The 18,311-nt window shown below is 43.7% G+C and carries 19 protein-coding genes; 7 read left to right on the top strand and 12 right to left on the bottom strand.

What is annotated here, in order from left to right; genetic code table 11:
• The first annotated feature begins 13 nt into the window (after positions 1-13).
• The 4 genes from IGI72_RS17465 to IGI72_RS17450 all read left to right on the top strand — a co-directional run bounded on the left by IGI72_RS17465 (position 14) and on the right by IGI72_RS17450 (position 5,195).
• Positions 14-1,621, top strand: coding sequence for an ABC transporter substrate-binding protein (locus tag IGI72_RS17465; protein ID WP_002323465.1), 1,608 nt, complete (start codon positions 14-16; stop codon positions 1,619-1,621).
• Positions 1,622-3,106: a glycoside hydrolase family 32 protein gene (locus tag IGI72_RS17460; protein ID WP_128489296.1), complete on the top strand. Its 1,485-nt coding sequence runs from the start codon at positions 1,622-1,624 to the stop codon at positions 3,104-3,106.
• Positions 3,107-3,281: 175 nt separating this feature from the next.
• Positions 3,282-4,274 (top strand): LacI family DNA-binding transcriptional regulator, encoded by a 993-nt coding sequence (locus tag IGI72_RS17455; protein WP_008381799.1) that lies wholly within the window; start codon positions 3,282-3,284, stop codon positions 4,272-4,274.
• 51 nt (positions 4,275-4,325) lie between these two features.
• Positions 4,326-5,195: an ROK family protein gene (locus IGI72_RS17450; protein WP_005230455.1), complete on the top strand. Its 870-nt coding sequence runs from the start codon at positions 4,326-4,328 to the stop codon at positions 5,193-5,195.
• 432 nt (positions 5,196-5,627) lie between these two features.
• Here the strand turns inward: IGI72_RS17450 and IGI72_RS17445 are convergent, their stop codons facing one another.
• From IGI72_RS17445 to IGI72_RS17395, 11 genes are all read right to left on the bottom strand, one after another.
• The gene (locus IGI72_RS17445) at positions 5,628-6,167 is read right to left on the bottom strand and encodes a DUF1697 domain-containing protein (protein ID WP_325844051.1); all 540 of its coding nucleotides are present in this window, start codon (positions 6,165-6,167) and stop codon (positions 5,628-5,630) included.
• Between the two features lie 274 nt (positions 6,168-6,441).
• On the bottom strand, positions 6,442-7,833 hold the full coding sequence (locus IGI72_RS17440) for an oxaloacetate decarboxylase subunit alpha (protein ID WP_332283254.1): 1,392 nt from the start codon (positions 7,831-7,833) through the stop codon (positions 6,442-6,444).
• Positions 7,830-8,384: a citrate lyase holo-[acyl-carrier protein] synthase gene (citX, locus tag IGI72_RS17435; RefSeq protein ID WP_050759624.1), complete on the bottom strand. Its 555-nt coding sequence runs from the start codon at positions 8,382-8,384 to the stop codon at positions 7,830-7,832. Before citX ends, IGI72_RS17440 begins: the two co-directional genes overlap by 4 nt.
• Complete coding sequence (gene citF / locus IGI72_RS17430; RefSeq protein WP_438754981.1) at positions 8,365-9,897, bottom strand: citrate lyase subunit alpha; 1,533 nt, start codon at positions 9,895-9,897, stop codon at positions 8,365-8,367. Before citF ends, citX begins: the two co-directional genes overlap by 20 nt.
• Before the next feature lie 2 nt (positions 9,898-9,899).
• A complete protein-coding gene (gene citE, locus IGI72_RS17425; protein ID WP_005230463.1) occupies positions 9,900-10,787 on the bottom strand; it encodes a citrate (pro-3S)-lyase subunit beta in 888 nt (295 codons plus the stop codon).
• Positions 10,775-11,083: a citrate lyase acyl carrier protein gene (citD, locus tag IGI72_RS17420; protein WP_005230465.1), complete on the bottom strand. Its 309-nt coding sequence runs from the start codon at positions 11,081-11,083 to the stop codon at positions 10,775-10,777. The genes citE and citD overlap by 13 nt, the downstream gene beginning before the upstream one ends.
• Before the next feature lie 12 nt (positions 11,084-11,095).
• Entirely contained in the window at positions 11,096-12,091 is a 996-nt protein-coding gene (gene citC / locus IGI72_RS17415; protein ID WP_375814660.1) for a [citrate (pro-3S)-lyase] ligase, read from the bottom strand.
• A 12-nt stretch (positions 12,092-12,103) separates the two neighbouring features.
• Positions 12,104-12,229 carry an OadG-related small transporter subunit gene (locus IGI72_RS17410; protein WP_008381833.1) on the bottom strand — a complete coding sequence of 42 codons (126 nt, stop codon included), beginning with the start codon at positions 12,227-12,229 and terminating at the stop codon, positions 12,104-12,106.
• A 24-nt stretch (positions 12,230-12,253) separates the two neighbouring features.
• Entirely contained in the window at positions 12,254-13,369 is a 1,116-nt protein-coding gene (locus tag IGI72_RS17405) for a sodium ion-translocating decarboxylase subunit beta (protein ID WP_005230469.1), read from the bottom strand.
• Between the two features lie 23 nt (positions 13,370-13,392).
• Positions 13,393-13,806 (bottom strand): acetyl-CoA carboxylase biotin carboxyl carrier protein subunit, encoded by a 414-nt coding sequence (locus IGI72_RS17400; RefSeq protein WP_438754979.1) that lies wholly within the window; start codon positions 13,804-13,806, stop codon positions 13,393-13,395.
• Positions 13,807-13,815: 9 nt separating this feature from the next.
• The gene (locus tag IGI72_RS17395; protein WP_438754977.1) at positions 13,816-14,199 is read right to left on the bottom strand and encodes a hypothetical protein; all 384 of its coding nucleotides are present in this window, start codon (positions 14,197-14,199) and stop codon (positions 13,816-13,818) included.
• Positions 14,200-14,594: 395 nt separating this feature from the next.
• Here IGI72_RS17395 and IGI72_RS17390 point away from each other — a divergent pair, with 395 nt between their 5' ends.
• From IGI72_RS17390 to citG, 3 genes are all read left to right on the top strand, one after another.
• Complete coding sequence (locus IGI72_RS17390) at positions 14,595-15,941, top strand: CitMHS family transporter (RefSeq protein WP_010748906.1); 1,347 nt, start codon at positions 14,595-14,597, stop codon at positions 15,939-15,941.
• A gap of 116 nt (positions 15,942-16,057) precedes the next feature.
• Positions 16,058-16,753 (top strand): GntR family transcriptional regulator, encoded by a 696-nt coding sequence (locus tag IGI72_RS17385; protein ID WP_005230494.1) that lies wholly within the window; start codon positions 16,058-16,060, stop codon positions 16,751-16,753.
• Positions 16,746-17,609 carry a triphosphoribosyl-dephospho-CoA synthase CitG gene (gene citG, locus IGI72_RS17380; RefSeq protein WP_438754975.1) on the top strand — a complete coding sequence of 288 codons (864 nt, stop codon included), beginning with the start codon at positions 16,746-16,748 and terminating at the stop codon, positions 17,607-17,609. The genes IGI72_RS17385 and citG overlap by 8 nt, the downstream gene beginning before the upstream one ends.
• On the opposite strand, the gene IGI72_RS17375 is transcribed toward citG, so the two are convergent.
• Positions 17,586-18,302, bottom strand: coding sequence for a response regulator transcription factor (locus tag IGI72_RS17375; RefSeq protein WP_005230498.1), 717 nt, complete (start codon positions 18,300-18,302; stop codon positions 17,586-17,588). The two genes, citG and IGI72_RS17375, sit on opposite strands and share 24 nt — an antisense overlap.
• Positions 18,303-18,311 lie beyond the last annotated feature (9 nt).

Genomic DNA, 18,311 nt, shown 5'->3' with positions numbered 1-18,311 from the left:
AGGAGATTTTAAGATGAAAGCAAAATGGATGCTGCCAATCGTTTTTACTTCCGTACTAATTTTGGGGGCTTGTGGAGGCTCAAAAGAAAAGAGTACATCAAGCCCTGATTATGAACTAGAAAATGTCTCTTTTCCATTGAAAGAAAAAGTATCTTTAAAAATGATGTCTCAAAGTGCCCCTTTGGCTCCCAATGATCCTAATGACAAATTGATTTTCCAACGATTAGAAGAAGAGACCAATCTCCATATTGATTGGACAAACTACAGTAGTGATTTTGCCGAAAAAAGAAATTTGGATATCGCTAGTGGTGATTTACCAGATGCCATCTTCAACGCCGCTGCAGGTGACTATGATTTATTAAACTGGGCGGAAAGTGGTGTTATTGTACCGATTGAAGATTTGATCGAAGATTATATGCCAAATCTGAAGAAAATTTTTGATGAAAACCCCGAATACCGACAAATGTCTACTGCACCTGATGGTCACATTTACTCTATGCCTTGGATTGAAGAATTAGGCGAAGGAAAAGAGTCGATTCATACAGTAAATGGGATGGCTTGGATCAACAAGGAGTGGTTGGATAATTTGGGTCTTGAAATGCCGCAAACCACTGATCAGTTGATGACTGTGTTGGAGGCTTTCAAGACGCAAGATCCAAATGGTAATGGTGAAGCAGATGAAATTCCTTTTAGCTTTATTAACAATGGAGGAAACGAAGACTTAAAATTTTTAATGGGGGCATTCGGTCTAGGTGATAATGATGACCACTTAGTCGTTGATAACGATGGCCAGGTACAATTTACTGCTAACAAAGAAGGGTATAAAGAAGCCATCAAATATTTCAATGAAATGAATAATAAAGGTCTTATTGATAAAGAGGCTTTCGAACAAGATTGGAATACGTATGTTGCCAAAGGGAAAGAACATAAGTATGGCGTGTACTTTACTTGGGATAAAGCAAATATCACGGGTGCAGATGATAGTTATGACGTCTTGCCAGTCTTAGCGGGACCAGATGGAACGAAACACGTTACTCGTACGAATGGCATGGGTTTCTCAAGAGATCGTTTCGTAATTACTAGTGCGAATAAAAACTTGGAACTTACAGCTAGGTGGATAGATAAAATGTATGAACCGTTACAGTCTGTCCAAAATAACTGGGGAACCTACGGTGATGAAGCACAGGCGAATATTTTTGAATTAAAGGATGGTATGTTAAAACATTTGCCTTTAGAGGGGACAGCACCGGGGGAACTAAGACAAAAAACCGAAGCTGGAGGACCATTAGCAGTTCTTGATTCTTATTACGGCACAGTCACTACTATGCCAGATGATGCGAAGTGGCGTTTAGATTTGATGCATGACACGTATTTGCCATATATTACAGAAGACAATATCTATCCACGTGTCTTTTTAGAAAAAGAAGAAACAGATCGATTAGCAAAAATTGAAACAGATATGTGGGATTACATCTATCGCAAAAGAGCAGAGTGGATCACCGGCGGTAAAATCGATGAAGAATGGGAAGAATACCTTGCTGAATTGGAACGTGTAGGTTTGGAAGAATGGATTCAAATAAAACAAACTGGCTATGATAATTTTTTGAAGGGAGCACAATAAGTGTTAGTAGAAGAAACGGCGATTTTGGATAAAGCAAATCGATTTATTGAAATGATGCGAGGAAAAGTTAACCCTCAGTATCGACAAAACTATCATTTTTCCGCACCCATCGGGTGGATAAATGACCCCAATGGGTTTATATATTACAAAGGGCATTACCATCTCTTCTATCAATACTATCCTTACGATAGTCGATGGGGGCCCATGCATTGGGGGCATGCGCGCAGTAGTGATTTGGTCCATTGGGAAGATCTACCAGTAGCGTTAGCCCCAGATCAACCTTATGACAGCGGCGGGTGTTTCTCAGGAAGTGCAATTGAAAGAGACGGAAAACTATATTTATTTTATACAGGCTGTCAAGAAATTGATGGTATTAGCCATCAGCATCAATGTTTGGCGGTCTCTGAAGATGGTATTCATTTTAGCAAATACAGTGGTAATCCTGTGGTAGCAGAAAAACAGCTAGGTGAGAATGGGCTGATACAAGAATTTCGTGATCCTAAAGTAATTGTTCACAACGATGCTTACTATATGGTAGTAGCTACTAAATCTACACAGTCTACTGGTAGAATAGTGATGTTTCAATCGTCAGATTTGTATACTTGGCACTTTTACTCTGTGTTGCTAGAAGGGACTTCAGAGCAAGGAATAATGTGGGAATGTCCTGACTTATTCCATTTAGACGGACGAGATGTCTTAATCATGTCACCGATACAAATCAAGAAGAACGGACTGGAATATCATAATATCAGTTCTACCATGGCTTGTATTGGTGAGGTAGACTGGGAAACAGGTCAGATGATAGTTGATAATTTCCATGAAATGGATTTTGGAATGGATTTTTATGCACCACAAACAACAACAGATCCTAATGGTGGACGGGTGATGATTGCTTGGATGCAGATGTGGGATCGTACATTGCCTACACATGAGTTAGGCCATCTTTGGGCAGGCTCTATGAGTTTGCCCCGAGAGTTAAGAGTGAAAAAAAATCGATTGGTACAAAAACCCATCTCAACTGTATATAGTCATTTAGTTTATCAACAAGGCAGTGAAAATATTGCAGTGACTGACACATCAGTCGTATTTCGAAACGCGCTGTCTGATTCTTCATATTTACATCTAGTCGCAGATTTGGAGAAAGCAGAAGTTTTTACAATTGAATTACTGCGGTCTAAGACGGATTGTCTCAAACTAACTTATGACACTGCTACACAGGTTTTTGAATTGGATCGTCAGAAACTAGGAAGAGAGCTTACAGGGGCGGAAGAAGACCCTCTGAATGTCCGAAAAGTTGAAATACCTTTGATTGATAATCAGCTCGTTCTTGAGATTTTTAGAGATACCTCATCAGTTGAAGTCTTTATTAATGGTTTAGAAGTTATGACAGCTACTTTCTATGAGCTGGAAAAAGCTCGAGATATCTTATTTCATTCGATCGGAGAAAGTCGTATTCAAGCTTTTGAAACAGCGAGTGTGAAATAAATGTTTGATTGCTTAGGCGATGAATCAATTATTTAATAGGTTTTGAAGGATAATTTTTTAGAAAAGAACAGATAGCTAGATTTCCCATGGCTTTGCTATTAGTATTTTGAAAAAATTAGTAATTTATGACAAAATTCATTATACTAAACTTGTGCAGAAATGTGAGGGATCAACTATGAAAGCAACAATGAAAGATGTCGCAAAATTAGCAGGTGTCGGAGTAGGAACTGTTTCCCGGGTATTGAATAACGGCTCTGTTAAAGCTTCTACTAGAGAAAAAGTTGAAGCAGCAATGACAGAGTTAAACTATCAACCAGATTTTTATGCCCGGGGGTTAAAGATGAAGCATACGAATACGGTTGCTTTGATTCTACCCACTGTATGGCATCCATTTTTTGGCGAATTTGCCTACCATGTAGAAACAGCATTAGAAAGACAAAACTACAAGCTTTATTTGTGTAACTCCAGTGGGAATAGTGAAAAAGAACAAGAATATATCCAGATGGTCAGCCAAAATAAAGTAGACGGCATCATTGGAATTACTTATTCAGATATCGATGAATACATTTCGAGTAATCTGCCTTTTGTTAGTATTGACCGTTATTTCACTGAAGAGGTGATTTATGTGACCGCTGACAATGCGGCCGGTGGACGTTTGGCTGCAAATGAACTTTATCGCCGAGGATGTCAGAATGTAGCATATATCGGTGGGTACCAAGAAACACCGAATGAAACGAAGAGTCGTCGAAAATATTTTGAGATTGAGTGCCGTCAATTGGGGATTTCCTATAAAGCGTTAGATATGTTAGAACCTTTAGACCATCTCTCAGAACGTGTAACAAATTTTTTGTTAGAGAATCCCGATATCGATGGGATTTTTACGATCAACGATCCGATGGCATTAGCTGTCATTGGTATGCTTGAAAAAATAGGGAAAAACGTACCAGAGGATGTCCAAGTTATCGGATTTGATGGTCAAAAGATGACAGAAGGAGACCCTTATCTCGTCTCAACAATTGCCCAACCTACAAAGCAAATGGCGGAAGTGGCAGTGGCAAAATTAATTGCTGTCATTAATGGAGAGACAGTAGAAAAACGTACCGTATTGCCGATTGAATTTGGTGAAGGTGGAACAACGAAATCTTTAGTGAGAAACGATTTTGCTTAGTGCAAATACGTTTCTTTTTTTGAAAATGAGTGAATGAAAGGTGTAGATAAAATGTTATATGGCGGGATAGAAGCTGGTGGAACAAAGTTTGTCTGTGGGATTGGTAATGAACAATTACAAGTGATAGAACGGAAAAGTTTTCCAACCACAACACCAGAAGAAACGATGAAGCAAGTGTTTGATTTCTTTGATAAGTACAAAGGAAATATCGCATCAATTGGTGTAGGAGCATTTGGGCCTATTGATATTCAAATCGAATCAAGAACTTACGGATATATCACCAACACCCCGAAGTTAGCTTGGCAAAATTATCATTTTGTAGGAGCTTTGGAAAACGCCTTGTCGGTTCCCATCTATTGGACTACCGATGTAAATGCTGCTTGTTATGGAGAATATATGGCAGGGTATGGAAAAGGTAAAAATAGTGTTCTGTATTACACCGTTGGTACTGGTGTTGGTGGTGGTGCTGTAGTCGATGGAAAAATAGTCACAGGTTTCAGTCATCCTGAAATGGGACATATGCTCTTACAACGTCATAATGAAGATCAATTTGAAGGAATCTGTCCTTTTCATCATGATTGTTTGGAAGGGTTAGCCTCAGGCCCCGCGATTGAAAAACGCTTTGGAAGAAAAGCCCAAACCATTTCATTTGATCATCCTTATTGGGCGATTGAGGCAGATTATCTTGCTCAGTGTGTGTATAACACAACTTTACTATATGCACCGGAAGTAATAATTTTAGGTGGGGGTGTAATGAAACAGCCGCAACTACTCGAGTTGATTCGCCAAGCGTTTAAAGAAAAAATGGGTTCCTATGTGGATACCCCTACTCTCGAAGAATACCTACTAACTCCAATGCTTGCTGACGATGCAGGCTTGATCGGCTGCTTAGCTTTAGCAATAAAGAAGTTGGAACAATAGCAGCATGTTAAAGAACGTGCGAGAGAGTTTTTATAGCAGTTAGGATAGATAAAAAGGTTAACTAAAATGTGAGCTAGTAAAAAGGATGGCTAATAATAGATGTTCATATGTATCTTTTTCGTAATCGAATGTTGCGAATAAGAATTTTTTCTTTCGTTCTATACTATTGTCTAGTTGTCTCAAATTGCTTCTTAATGCTTGATTTTTGTTTTATCATAGATATTCAGTATAGAAATAAACGATGTGAAAATCTATTCTTCTTCTCGGTAGTTTATTGCTTCTAGTCGGGATGATTGCGTAGAAACTTAACGTCAATTAAAGCGCATCACGAATAGTAGTAACGAGAACTAATTAGACATTAGAATGTTATAAGGAAACCGTCAGGAGAGTCTACCTGACGGTTTTTATAATTATTAGAAGGCTTGCTATTCCTCACAGCTCCGCAATTTTCCTTACGGTATTGATAGTCCGAATCGTAATCTGTTTGCCGACGCTGGTGCTGGCTGTTTTTTTCCACCAATTGGTTTTTTGATAGTCTTTGCGGAGGTAAGACCAGAAGACGACGTCTTTGTAAGGGAAAACCTGTTCAAGGTCGGCATTCGGAGCCCCGAGTTTTTCAGATAACACCTCGTAGGTCAGCGAAGGCATCAAAAAGATCAGGTTATCATAGATGGTTTTATCTTCCGTTCCTGACCAATCAGGTATATGGGTCAAGCGTTCCTGCAGGTCTGTTTGGCGAATGATATAAATAGCGATATCAAAGGAAAAGTACCGTTTGATCATTGCTTTAATCATTTCGGCAAGGGCTTGTGGATCATCATCTTCGCTAGAAAAAATCACATTGCCGCTATTCAAATAAGTGACCACATCTCTAAACCCCAGTTCTTCAAAACCGGCTTTCAATTCTTTCATAGAAATTTTGTTATTCCCACCGACATTGATGCCTCTTAATAAAGCGATGTATCGTTGCATGGCTAGACCCTCCTTTAAAACTCTTCTTTTAGCTGATTATAGAATGGATGGAGCGGAAGCACAATCCTGGCTTCTCAGCTACCCAAAATACGTGAGCGAGAAGCGATTAATGCAAGCTTATTGGTGGAGTGGCTGTGGCGTACGTATTTTTGCACTGCAGATTAGTAAAAACGAAGAAACAACCTATAGATGGTAATACCCCTCACAAATTTGCTAAAGCAAGCGAATTTGTGAGGGGCACTTTAAGTTGTTTTCTCTATTTCTGGCTTCATTGTTAATCCACCGCAATCCTCACAGACACTGTCTGTACGGGGACATCATAAAAGGGATCTTCTCGTCGGCCTAAAAAGTCTTGGGCTTGCTGAGGGAAGAGGGCGTACATCAGCACGTCTTCTTCGCTTTTGGCATACTCAGCGATTTCTTCCTTGAAGGCTGGCAATTGCGGTGCCAGTAGATCAGCTGGTCTGACGGTGATCACTTCGGCATCTCCGATAATTGTTTCTTTGATTTCGTCGCTGATGGGTGCTGGCGATTGTCCATAAAGTCCTTTGACGTAATCTTTGATCTCACTTGGGACAAGTTTGTAGCGTTCTCCTGAAATCACATTCATCAAGGCTTGAGTGCCGACCATTTGCGACAATGGGGTCACTAGCGGAGGATAGCCCAAGTCCGCCCTGACTTTTGGTACCTCTGCTAGGACTTCTTCATACTTGTCTTGCAATCCTTGTTCTGTCAATTGGCTGAGTAGGTTCGACAACATGCCGCCAGGTACTTGATAGATCAGGGTTTTAGGTTCGATGTCTTTGACTTTCGGATTCAGCAGCCCTTCTTCACGGAAACGATCACGAACGGGATTGAAATGTTCTGCAATCTCAGCGACTTTCTGCAAATCAAGTCCAGTAGCAAAGCCGCAATCTTCTAAGGCGATCGCCACAGATTCGGTCGCTGGCTGACTGGTGCCGCCAGCAAAAGAGGAGATGGCAGTATCAATGATGTCTGCGCCAGCTTCCGCAACTTTCAAGTAAGTCATCTCAGCAATGCCGCTGGTGGCATGGGTATGGACTTCCAGCGGCAGATCGACCGCGTCTTTGATTCGGCTGACCAACTCGTAGCCGGTCTGCGGCGTCAAAACGCCTGCCATATCTTTGATACAGATAGAATCTGCGCCGAGGTCTGCCATTTTGTTGGCAAGGTCAACGAAGTAATCCACGGTATGGATCTGGCTAGTAGTATAAGAGATTGCCGTTTGACAGTGTCCACCCGCTGCTTTTGTGGCGCGGATGGCGGTTTCTAAATTGCGGACATCATTTAAAGCATCAAACAAACGAAGAATGTCGATGCCGTTTTCGACCGATTTGGTAACAAAGTCAGCAACGACGTCATCGGCATAGTTTTTGTAACCTAAGAGATTTTGTCCACGTAAGAGCATTTGCAGTTTGGTACTTTTTACTTCTTTGCGGATCGCCCGCAATCTTTCCCAGGGGTCCTCATTTAAAAAACGCAGACAAGCATCGAAGGTCGCGCCGCCCCACATTTCTAGGGCATGATAGCCTGCTTGGTCCATGGTTTTTAGAATCGGCAACATATCGCTGGTAGGCATTCGTGTAGCGATCAGACTTTGTTGGCCGTCCCGCAAGACGGTTTCGGTAAATTGGATTTTTTTCATTCTTTCACTCTTTCCTGAATGATTTTACGGATCTGCCGCTGCATGTCTGCCACGCTATGGGTTCTAGAACGGCCACAAACTTTGGCGTCTTGTTCACAGACGTAGCAGCTTCTTGCAGGCAGTCCAATTTCGGTGCGGCTGATAGGTAAAAGCTGGTCTTGGGTTTTGGTTAAGACATCCAGATCCACCAACCGGCCGTAAGGATGATTGGTCTCAATTTGAACCATCATTCGTTTTAGTTCATAAGGATCTGTGGGCAGTACGAGATAATATTCTGGTCCGGTCTCCAAACTGCGGTAGAGGTTTGCCAGTGGAATCAGTTCCTTGACGACCTCTTCGATTTCCGTAATGAGTTCTTCAAAAACGGCGGTCAATGAGGCAGAATTTTTCACAGGACCAGGAATATTCATGGTGGCAACAAGCAATGCCGCTTTTTCATCCGCAGCGAGAAGCTCCCGTTGAAGGGAGCTTCTATTTTCTCGCGCCTGCAGCATATCGGTTAGCGTCACAGGGGTTCCTGAAAATAGGGCATCAGACATTTTTGACCACATCAATGATCGTGCCATCGCGGTATTCGATCAAAGCGACGGTTTTTTCCCCGTACTTGATTGGTTCGGGTTGACCGACAATGCTGTAGGCTTTTTCTTTTAATTCTTCAATGGTGTATTGGGGAATATCCAATGCTTCAAAATGGCTGATCAGGTCTTTGCGAGCTGGATTGATGGCGATCCCGATTTCTGTGACGACGACATCAATGCTGGCGCCTGGCGTGACGATCGTGTTGACGGTATCGACGATCGTTGGGATCCGTCCCCGCACGAGAGGAGCGATCACTAAGCTCATTTTGCACGCCATACTGGTATCTGAGTGTCCGCCAGAAGCACCGCGGATCACACCGTCAGAACCGGTGATGACATTGATATTGAAATCCGTGTCGACTTCCAGTGCGGAAAGAATGGCGGTATCCAATTGATTGATAAACGCCCCTTTGCTTAACGGTGAGGCATACATATTGGCATCGATCTCGTAATGATTGGCGTTTTTTCCTAGCGATTGTGCGGAAGGGTGATCAAAGTCTTGGACATCGATCAGTTTTTCCACTAATCCTTCTTCTAACAGTTCCACCATGGCATTGGTGATGCCGCCAAGGGCAAAGCTGGCTTTGATCTCATCTTGGATCATCGCCTCGCGTAAAAAACGAGAAACAGCTAATGCGGCACCGCCTGTTCCAGTTTGGAAGGAGAAGCCTTGTTGGTAGTAAGGCGAGCTGGTGATGACCTTGGCTGCATACTCAGCAATCAGCAATTCTTTTGGATTTTTGGTAAAGCGGGTCGCACCTTTTGCGATCCCTGCAGGATCACCGATGGCGTCGACTTCCACGACATAATCGACATCCGTTTGGGGAATGCTGATTGGGGTATTTGGAAACGGCACCAGGGTGTCGGTGATGATCACGACTTGGTCGGCGTATTTTGCATCGACCATCGCATAGCCCAATGAGCCGCAGGTTGCTTTTCCGACGGTGCCATTAGCGTTGCCATACGCATCTGAGCTAGGCGCTCCTAAGAAAGCGACATCGATGTGGATGTCGCCGGCGGCAATCGCACGAGCACGACCGCCATGAGAACGGATAATGACTGGGGCATCCATAATGCCTTCGGAGATTGCGGCACCGACTTTGTCCCGCAGACCGCTGGAGGTGATATTGGTCACGACCCCAGATTTGATATGTCCGATCAATGGTTCATGAACATTCGCGATGGAACTAGGGGCAATCGCAAGATTCTTGATGCCCATTTTTGCGATCTCGTCCAAAACGAGATTCATGATAAAGTCCCCTTCGCGAAAATGATGGTGGAAGGAGATCGTCATGCCGTCCATTAACCCTGTTTTTTCAATGGCTTCACGGATACTGCCCAAGACCTTGCTTTTGCCTGGCAAGACTGGCTCGATCTTGCGACTCGCTTCTTTGTAGGCATGGATATTGGCCGTTTCATTTTCAAAGACTCCGTATTGGTTGGCATAGCATTCAGGGATGTCTTTTCCTGCTTTGTTTAACACCATAATTACACTTCCTCCTCGGTAATCAATTTCGCTGCTTTGGCAAGGGCGATCACGCGTTCCGCTCGCTCAACGATTGGTTTATCGACCATTTTGCCATTCAAGGAGATCACACCAGAACCTTTGCTTTCGGCTTCGCGAATGGCCCAGATCACTTCTTTGGCCTGTTGGATCTCGGCTTTTGAAGGCGCATAGATCCCATTGACTAGGGGAATCTGCCGTGGATTGATCACTGATTTTCCGTCAAAACCAAGCTGCTTGATGCGAGTCGTTTCAGCGATAAAGCCATCGGTGTCATTGATATCAGAAAAGACGGTATCGATGGCGGCGATCCCTGCAGCTCTAGCTGCATGCAAGATCATACTGCGGGCAAACAACAATTCTTGCCCATCTGGGTAGCGACGAGTCTTCATATTGGTGACATAATCTTCTGCCCCTAAAGCGATCCCGATCAAACGATCGGAAGCTGTAGCGATGTCTCGGGCATTTAAAACGCCTTCGGCAGACTCGATGGCAGCCATCATTTTGGTGGTTCCTACAGGCAGATCGTTTTCTTCTTCTACTTGTGTGATCACAGCGGCAACGTCAATGATGTCTTGGGCGGTTTCGGTTTTCGGTAGACGAATGACGTTGACCCCCGCTAGGACCATCGCTTCGATATCAAGGGCACCCACCGTGTCGAGGCCGTTGATGCGTACGACGGTTTCGATGGCAGAATAGTCAAAGGTTTTTAAGGCAAAATGCACCAGTGTCCGAGCGGAGTCTTTTTCATTCAAGGAGACCGCATCTTCTAAATCAAACATAACGGAATCGGCGCCATACAATGGTGCATCCCGTAGCATGGCAGCATTGGCTCCTGGTACAAACATCATCGTTCTTCTTAAACGTTCCATGTGTCGATCTCCTTCCAAGCATACTGTTCTTGTTCGGCGGCCCGATGAACGGCGGTCAGAGTTCGGGCTTTGATGGTACAGTCCAATGCGCCTTTATCGGTGGCAGTGATTTTGGCCTGTGTCACGCCTAGATGGTTCAGCGTCTCAAGGATGACGGCGCGAATTTGTTTGCCGAATTGTTTTTCGACACTGCTATCGAGGGTCAGCTCGATGGTTTGGGTTGTGGTAGGCTCGATCGCGATCAAGATATCACTTGATTCAACAGAGCCAGCAACCGCACTTTTTTTGATTTCCACTTATTATCACCTCTAAATATAGTTATGCTGCATTAAAAATGAGAACGTTGTTTCTGGTAAAAATTGCTGCAAGGAAAGTAAATCTTTTTCTGCAATCGCTTTCCGAACGTTTGTAGCCGAAACGGTTGATTGGTTGATCTTCAGACGGTCGATCACGATCAGTTCAAGCTCGGGTGAAAAAACGGCAGCCATGGCCTCGTTGTAGAGTTGGGTCACGGGCGAGTAAGGCTCTGAGCCTACAAAACGCGTAGTGATCGCCAACAGCGGGGCAATTTTTTCTTTGAAGAGGGTTGCATCAAAGGCGGCTTGTTTTTTGGCGATCGCCTCAGGTGCTTGCTCTTTCAAGAAATAACTGGGAAAGACCGCCGAAGAGACGAGATAGTTGTTGGTCGGCAGCACCGTTACATTTGGCAGATGAGCCACACCATCCGTCACCATCTGCAGCCGTTCGCTGGTAGAAAATTGCGAGCGGTCTTCTGATAAAACGAACACATAAACCTGTTCTTTTTGACTCGCAGCCGTTTCGACTAAGTACAAATGTCCTTTGGTAAAAGGATTAGCGTTCATGACGATCGCGCCGTTGTTTTGTCCAATTCGCTGCCGTTGCAGTTGCTGGGCATAGCTTTCAAAAGAAGGAACGCCTTGTTCCATGAACAAGATGTCTTGTGCTGCCAGCACTTCACGAAACCCGAGGGATTCAAAAAACAGGCGGTTTTTCGGTGCTGTATAGACGAAGGACTTGGTGAAGCCTTCGTCTTTGATATGATCGCTAAGGTGTGAAATCAATTGCGTCAACAGCTGTTCGGAGCGTCTTTTTTCACAGACCACCACATACTTGATGATATTGGCATAGCAAGAAGCAGTAGCAATCAAGGTTTGCTGGTCAAAAATGCCGACGGTATAGGCTACTTCTTCACCGACGGCTAAGCCAGCACGGGTGATCAATTTTTGCCATTGCAAAAAGACTTCTGGATCTTTTTGCAGCCAGATTCTTTTTAATGTATACATACAATGCCTTCTTTATTTTTTTACTGGGAAGAGCTTCGACAAAAGCAAGGATGCGAAGTAGATGATCAGGATCACGACAAAGACGCCGCCCCAACCGAATAACAACAGTTCAAATGAAGTCAGTAAATCTTGACTCATAGTTTTCCTCTCCTTTCTAGTGACCTAAGCAATCAGTGCCAGCAGTAAGCCACCGGCGATGACCGAAGCAATCTGTCCTGAAACGTTGGCACCGGCTGCATGCATCAAAATAAAGTTTTGCGGATCTTCATCTGTCGCCATTTTTTGGATGACCCGACTAGACATTGGAAACGCAGAGATACCAGCGGCACCGATCATTGGATTGATTTTTTCTTTACGGAACAAGTTCAGCACTTTCGCAAACAACACACCGCCGACCGAGTCCATAATAAAGGCAACCAACCCTAAACCAATAACCATCAATGTATCGACTTGTAAGAATTCTTCATATTGCATTTTCACAGAAATTGATAAACCTAGGAGGATACTAATGATATTCACTAGTTCGTTTTGAGCAGTGATGGACAAACGATCCAAGACACCACATTCCCGCAAGAGATTTCCAAACATCAAAAATCCAACCAGTGGCAATGAAACAGGTGCAATTAACCCTGCTACGATCGAGATCACGATCGGGAACAAAATTTTGGCCGTTTGCGAAACTTCGCCGGCACGATACGACATACGAATTTTTCGTTCATGCTTGGTCGTCACTGCTTTGATGGCAACCGGTTGAATGATCGGTACTAGCGCCATGTAAGAATAAGCTGCTACCATGATCGCACCCATATATTTCGAGTTCAGCGTATTTGCGACAAAAATCGAAGTCGGACCGTCAGCAGCGCCGATGATCCCGATGGAAGCTGCATCGTTTAAATCAAAACCAAGCAACACGGCAACGATGATCGTAAAGAAGATCCCGAATTGCGCAGCAGCGCCAAACAACAAAAGAAATGGATTTTGCAGCAAAGGACCAAAGTCGATCATGGCGCCAATCCCGATAAACAAAAGCAAGGGGAACAATTCAGTTGAGATCCCCATATCAAACAATACTTGGAACGGGCCAGCTTCTCCGCCAGCACTTAACACACCTGAGTTCGGGAAGTTCACTAACAACGTGCCCAATCCCATGGGGACTAATAAGGTCGGTTCATATTCTTTCTTGATCCCCAAATACATCAATAGACCACCGATGAACATCATAACGATCCGTCCCGGCTCCGATCCTAACCCGACTACACCTTCAATTAACGTTTCCACTACGTCACTTCCTTTTCAATAAATTAGCCGATCGTAATCAGCAGTTCTCCTGGGTTGACCATGTCGCCCGCATTGACTGCAATGGCAACCACGGTTCCTGCTTTTGGTGCCACGATCTCATTTTCCATCTTCATGGCTTCTAAAATCATCAACGACTGATTTTCTTGTACAGTATCACCTACATTGACCAAGAGACGTAAAATCGTTCCCGGCATCGGAGAATGAATCGGCTCGCCATCAGCAGGAAGCGTAGCTGGCGTTGGCTGTGGTGCTACTTTTGGTTCTGGTGTGCTGACTGCCTCTGATTGAGCAGGTACCGCTGCGGGAGCCGGTGTTGGCACTGCTGGGGCAGGAGTGGTAGGTTGCGGCGCACCGATTTCTTCCATTTCGACAAGGTATTCTTGCCCATCGATCGCTATTTTAAATTTACGTAACATGTTTTTCCCTCACTTGTTTTCATTTTTTTTGGCTATTTTTTTGATTGTGAACTGAGAATCAGGCAGCTCTCCTGCGGCAATACTGGCGGCAATCAGGGCGACTCGCTTAAATTCAGGATTGCGTTTCTCAATTCTTCGAATGACAAACTGACTTTCAGGGTAACATTCAGCCCCTAGTGCGGCGGCTATCAGACTGACTAATGGATAATCTTCTGCAGGCGCTGGCTGATAGCTCGACACTTCTTGCCAATCAGACGCGGGTGGATCCGTTATCATTTCCTGGGGCTTCAAAGGGGAGCTGACAGGCGCATCAGGTTCATCATGCATTTTTTTGAACAATCTTTTAATAAGATTCATGGGTTTCTCCTTTCTCAATGATTCGTTCCCTTTCATTATAGAAACTCCTGCTCAATCAGCGAGATTTATTTCGGCTAAAAATTGTTTTTTCAGTGTTCCTTTTTTAAAAAAAGAGTGAAAAACCGAGATAAACGTTGATTTATCAAGGTTTTTCTTGCGTTAATATTCTGTTAAGAACTTTTTAAACGAAAAATAAGATTTGAAAAGAGAAATTGTTTTTTTGCTGTTCTTTTTTTTAACGGGTCTTTTTTTCTATTTCTTGATTGTTTATTCTTAGACGTGTAAAGCATTCAATAACATTATTTCCTTTAAGAAAAGAAAAAGATTCACAAACTAGTGACGCTTGTCGCTAACAAATTACGGGCCTGTAATTTTTTTAAAATGTTTTTTGATAACGCTTACACATTTCGATGCATGAAAGGAAGAAGAAAATGTTCTTAACGATTTTATCCTATGCTATGATTATTGTCTTCATGTTCGTCATCATGAAGAAAAAAATGTCACCCTTTACATCCTTAGTAATTATCCCATTACTATTTACCCTCGTTGCGATGGTTGCTGGTGTTTCAGAAAAAGGCAATATCGGTGATTTTGTCCTTGAAGGAATCTCCACCACAGCCAACACAGGGATCATGTTGCTGTTTGCAATTTTGTACTTTTCCATTATGTTGGATGCGGGATTGTTTGATCCAATCACGAAAAAAATGATTTATTTTGCTAAAGGCGATCCGATGAAAGTCTTGATGGCAACGGCAGTCGTTGCCGCTGCAGTCTCTTTGAACGGTGATGGAACGACCACGACATTGATCTGTTGTTCTGCGTTTATTCCCATCTATAAGAAGTTGAATATGAAAATGATGAATCTTGGTGTCTTGATCATTTTGCAAAATACCATCATGAACTTGTTGCCATGGGGCGGACCAACTGCTCGGGCAATGGCCGTGCTGGAAGTCGATGCGGATATTCTTTCTTATCTGCTGCCAGGAATGATCTTGTCTTTGCTCTATGTGGTTTTCTTTGTAGCTCGCAGAATGGGGATCCAAGAACGGAAACGTTTAGGGGTTACCGAGCTGACGAATGATGAGATTTTAGAAATGACAACTGTGACTGATCCTGATACATTAGCGATCCGCCGTCCGAAAAACTTTGTCTTCAACGGTATCTTAACAATCGTCTTGATTGGCTGGTTAGTAGCAAGCTCCTTTATCTCTAGTATCGCTTTACCGCCAATCTTGTTATTCCTTGTAGGTACGTGTATTGCATTGATGGTCAACTACCCAATCTTGAAAGACCAGTCGTCACGGATCGGTGCCAACGGCGGCGACGCTGTGCAAGTCGTAATTTTAGTTTTTGCAGCAGGCGTCTTCATGGGCTTGTTCCAAGGCTCAGGGATGGCAACGGCTTTGGCGAATAGCTTCACGCAAATCATCCCTAAACAATTGGCTGGTTTCTGGGGCTTAGTCATCGCCCTGATTTCTGCACCTGGGACCTTCTTTATTTCCAATGACGGGTTTTACTTTGGGGTCCTACCAGTCTTGGCAGAAGCAGGTCGTTCGTATGGCTTCACCAATATGCAAATGGCCTTGGCGTCCTTAATGGGCCAAGCGTTCCACTTGTTAAGTCCATTGGTTGCCTTCATCTACTTGCTGTTGCGCTTGACGGGCTTAGATATGGGGCAATGGCAAAAAGAAGCTGCGAAATACGCACTGGGGATTTTCGTGATCTTCGTCGTTACGATTGTGCTATTAGGTCACATGCCGTTTTATATTCCACAGTAATTTCATACAGAAACTATCGAGCAGGCTGCCATTTTGCTCGGTAGTTTTCCTTGTTTATCGATAAACTTATTTTTTCCCAAAAATCTCATTTGTTTTTAGTATGATAGGAGTAAATCATGAATCCAATTATTGATGCAGTAAATAAAAATCTGGATCTGACCAAAAATAAACCATTAAAAGATTTGATCTATGAAGCATTCAAAAAAACCATCATTTTAGGAGATATTCCCGCAGGCTCTCGCATCAATGAGAAAGAATTTTCCGATACGCTAAATATCAGCCGAACCCCGATTCGTTACGCCATGACTCAGCTCGTGGCTGAAAAACTGGTGGAGCATGTGCCAAAAATCGGCATCGTCGTAAAAGGGATCAGTATCAAAGATGCTTATGAGATTTACGATATCCGCAAATCATTGGATACGTTAGCGACCATCAAAGCGATGGACTTGATGACTGAGGAAGATTTCCAGGAAATGCGCTGCTTGTTAGAACATGGCGAACAGCTGAATCGTGAGGATGATGTGGATGGGGTCTTGAAAAACTTTTCGGACTTCAATGCGTTTATTTACGAAAAAAGTCAAATGCTGCGGTTAAAAAGTATCGTGCTAGATCTGCAAGCGTACCTCGTGTATTTTCGTGACATTGCGATTCGCTCTTCTAGGAGAAGGGATGCGGCATTGGCGGAACATTGGCTGATTTATCGCGGCATGAGAACCAATGACACGGAACAGATCACGTTGTTGACCCATGAACATTTGGATCACTCCCTGCAATTTATTCTTGCTGAAATGGAGCGAAGAAAAATTGACTGATTCCCATCTTTTTACCGCCAGCAGCTATGCAGTCAATGCGCTGCATTATGAGGTAGCGTTAGCACCCAAGCCTGGTTTAGTAGATCCTTGCTCTTCTGGTGCGCATCAGGACATGAATGTGTTTACCTTTATCAACAGTATCACTTGTTTGGCGCCGTTTTTTCAGCGCTATAGCCAAGCGGGCTTTGCCCATAGAGGCTCGCTGATCCAGCTATTTGACCAGTTACGAGGGATCGGTCAAGAAGCAGAAGAAGCGATGCTTCGGGCAACCAAAGGCATCAATACCCACAAAGGGGCAAATTTTTCCTTTGCAGTTTTGTTGGGGGCGACAGGAGTCTATTATCAACAAAATGGCAAGGCGGAGCTGACGGCTGAAGATACCAATCAGATCCTGCAGCTTGCCGCTGATATCTGCCAGCATTTGGTCAAGCAAGACCTGCAGCAAATCACCCACAAAGACCAATTGTCTTACGGGGAAAAAAATTATTTGACCTACGGCACGATGGGGATTCGTGGAGAAGCTGCAGCTGGGTATCCAACGGTCAAAAAACTGCTGGAGTACTTGCGGCAGCAACCGCAAAAAACCTCCGTTTCCTTGTTGCGCGGGTTAGTCTATCTAATGAGTGAAACCGAAGACAGCAACCTCGTCCATCGAGGAGGTTACGAGGCGATGAAGACGGTGCAGCAGGAGATGCAAAAAATTCACCAAGCCAATCTGTCGGATACAGACTTGCTTCGTGAATTAACGACCTATGATCAAGTATTGATTGCACGCCATTTGAGTCCCGGCGGCTCGGCGGATCTTTTAGCCTTGGCGCTTTATTTCTTGCAGCTAGAAGGCGTCTCCTTCTGGTAAAAAGGTATAGCCGATCCCCCAAACGGTTTTTAAAAAGCGGGCGTGCTTCGGCTCATCTTCAATTTTGTTTCGCAGATGATTGATAAAAACCATCACGGTATTGGCATCGAATTGGCCATCTTGCCAGACATTGCTGTAAATCTGTTCTTTCGAGAACACTTGATCTGGATTTTCCATGAAAAAGCGCATCAGCATGATTTCTTTTGAAGACAACTTGATGGGCTGATCATTTTTGAAAAACTGATAGCGTTTTTGGTCAAAACGAAACATGCCGCTGCACAGATCGCCTTCCGGTTTGGCGATCCCTTTTTCTCGCAGCACGTTGCGGCGATCAAGAATCGAAACGATTTGTGCTTTTAAGAGTGCTGGTGAAAAAGGCTTCGTAATGTAGTGATCGGCGCCGATCTCATAGCCGTTGATCATGTCTTTTTCGTCACTTTTTCCGCTCAAAAAAACGATCGGCACCGTGGGGTTTTCTTCCCGAATCAGTTGTGCCAAATGATAGCCGTCATTTTCATGCTCTAAACTGATATCCAGTAAAAAAAGATCAAAGCTGACACGAGAATTGATCGCAATCGTTTTTTCAACGGAATCGGTCTGGTAGATCAGAATACCCGTCGACTGTAAAGATTTCCAAATCAGCCGCCGAATGGCAGGGTCATCATCAACGATTAAAATTTTTTCATCTCGCAAAATATCCGC

The sequence above is a fragment of the Enterococcus sp. DIV1059_2 genome (genome assembly GCF_051713685.1).
Classification (GTDB): domain Bacteria; phylum Bacillota; class Bacilli; order Lactobacillales; family Enterococcaceae; genus Enterococcus_D; species Enterococcus_D casseliflavus.
This window is presented reverse-complemented; position numbering and strand designations above follow the sequence as displayed.

What these genes read in the sequence shown, in the direction of transcription:
- citE (WP_005230463.1), bottom strand. Translation starts at nt 10,787, where the DNA reads ATGGAACGTTTAAGAAGAACGATGATGTTTGTACCAGGAGCCAATGCT.
- IGI72_RS17450 (WP_005230455.1), top strand. Translation starts at nt 4,326, where the DNA reads ATGTTATATGGCGGGATAGAAGCTGGTGGAACAAAGTTTGTCTGTGGG.
- IGI72_RS17385 (WP_005230494.1), top strand. Translation starts at nt 16,058, where the DNA reads ATGAATCCAATTATTGATGCAGTAAATAAAAATCTGGATCTGACCAAA.
- citF (WP_438754981.1), bottom strand. Translation starts at nt 9,897, where the DNA reads ATGGTGTTAAACAAAGCAGGAAAAGACATCCCTGAATGCTATGCCAAC.
- IGI72_RS17390 (WP_010748906.1), top strand. Translation starts at nt 14,595, where the DNA reads ATGTTCTTAACGATTTTATCCTATGCTATGATTATTGTCTTCATGTTC.
- IGI72_RS17455 (WP_008381799.1), top strand. Translation starts at nt 3,282, where the DNA reads ATGAAAGCAACAATGAAAGATGTCGCAAAATTAGCAGGTGTCGGAGTA.
- IGI72_RS17440 (WP_332283254.1), bottom strand. Translation starts at nt 7,833, where the DNA reads ATGAAAAAAATCCAATTTACCGAAACCGTCTTGCGGGACGGCCAACAA.
- citC (WP_375814660.1), bottom strand. Translation starts at nt 12,091, where the DNA reads ATGTATACATTAAAAAGAATCTGGCTGCAAAAAGATCCAGAAGTCTTT.
- IGI72_RS17410 (WP_008381833.1), bottom strand. Translation starts at nt 12,229, where the DNA reads ATGAGTCAAGATTTACTGACTTCATTTGAACTGTTGTTATTCGGTTGG.
- citX (WP_050759624.1), bottom strand. Translation starts at nt 8,384, where the DNA reads ATGTGGTCAAAAATGTCTGATGCCCTATTTTCAGGAACCCCTGTGACG.
- IGI72_RS17395 (WP_438754977.1), bottom strand. Translation starts at nt 14,199, where the DNA reads ATGAAAGGGAACGAATCATTGAGAAAGGAGAAACCCATGAATCTTATT.
- IGI72_RS17400 (WP_438754979.1), bottom strand. Translation starts at nt 13,806, where the DNA reads ATGTTACGTAAATTTAAAATAGCGATCGATGGGCAAGAATACCTTGTC.
- IGI72_RS17445 (WP_325844051.1), bottom strand. Translation starts at nt 6,167, where the DNA reads ATGCAACGATACATCGCTTTATTAAGAGGCATCAATGTCGGTGGGAAT.
- IGI72_RS17465 (WP_002323465.1), top strand. Translation starts at nt 14, where the DNA reads ATGAAAGCAAAATGGATGCTGCCAATCGTTTTTACTTCCGTACTAATT.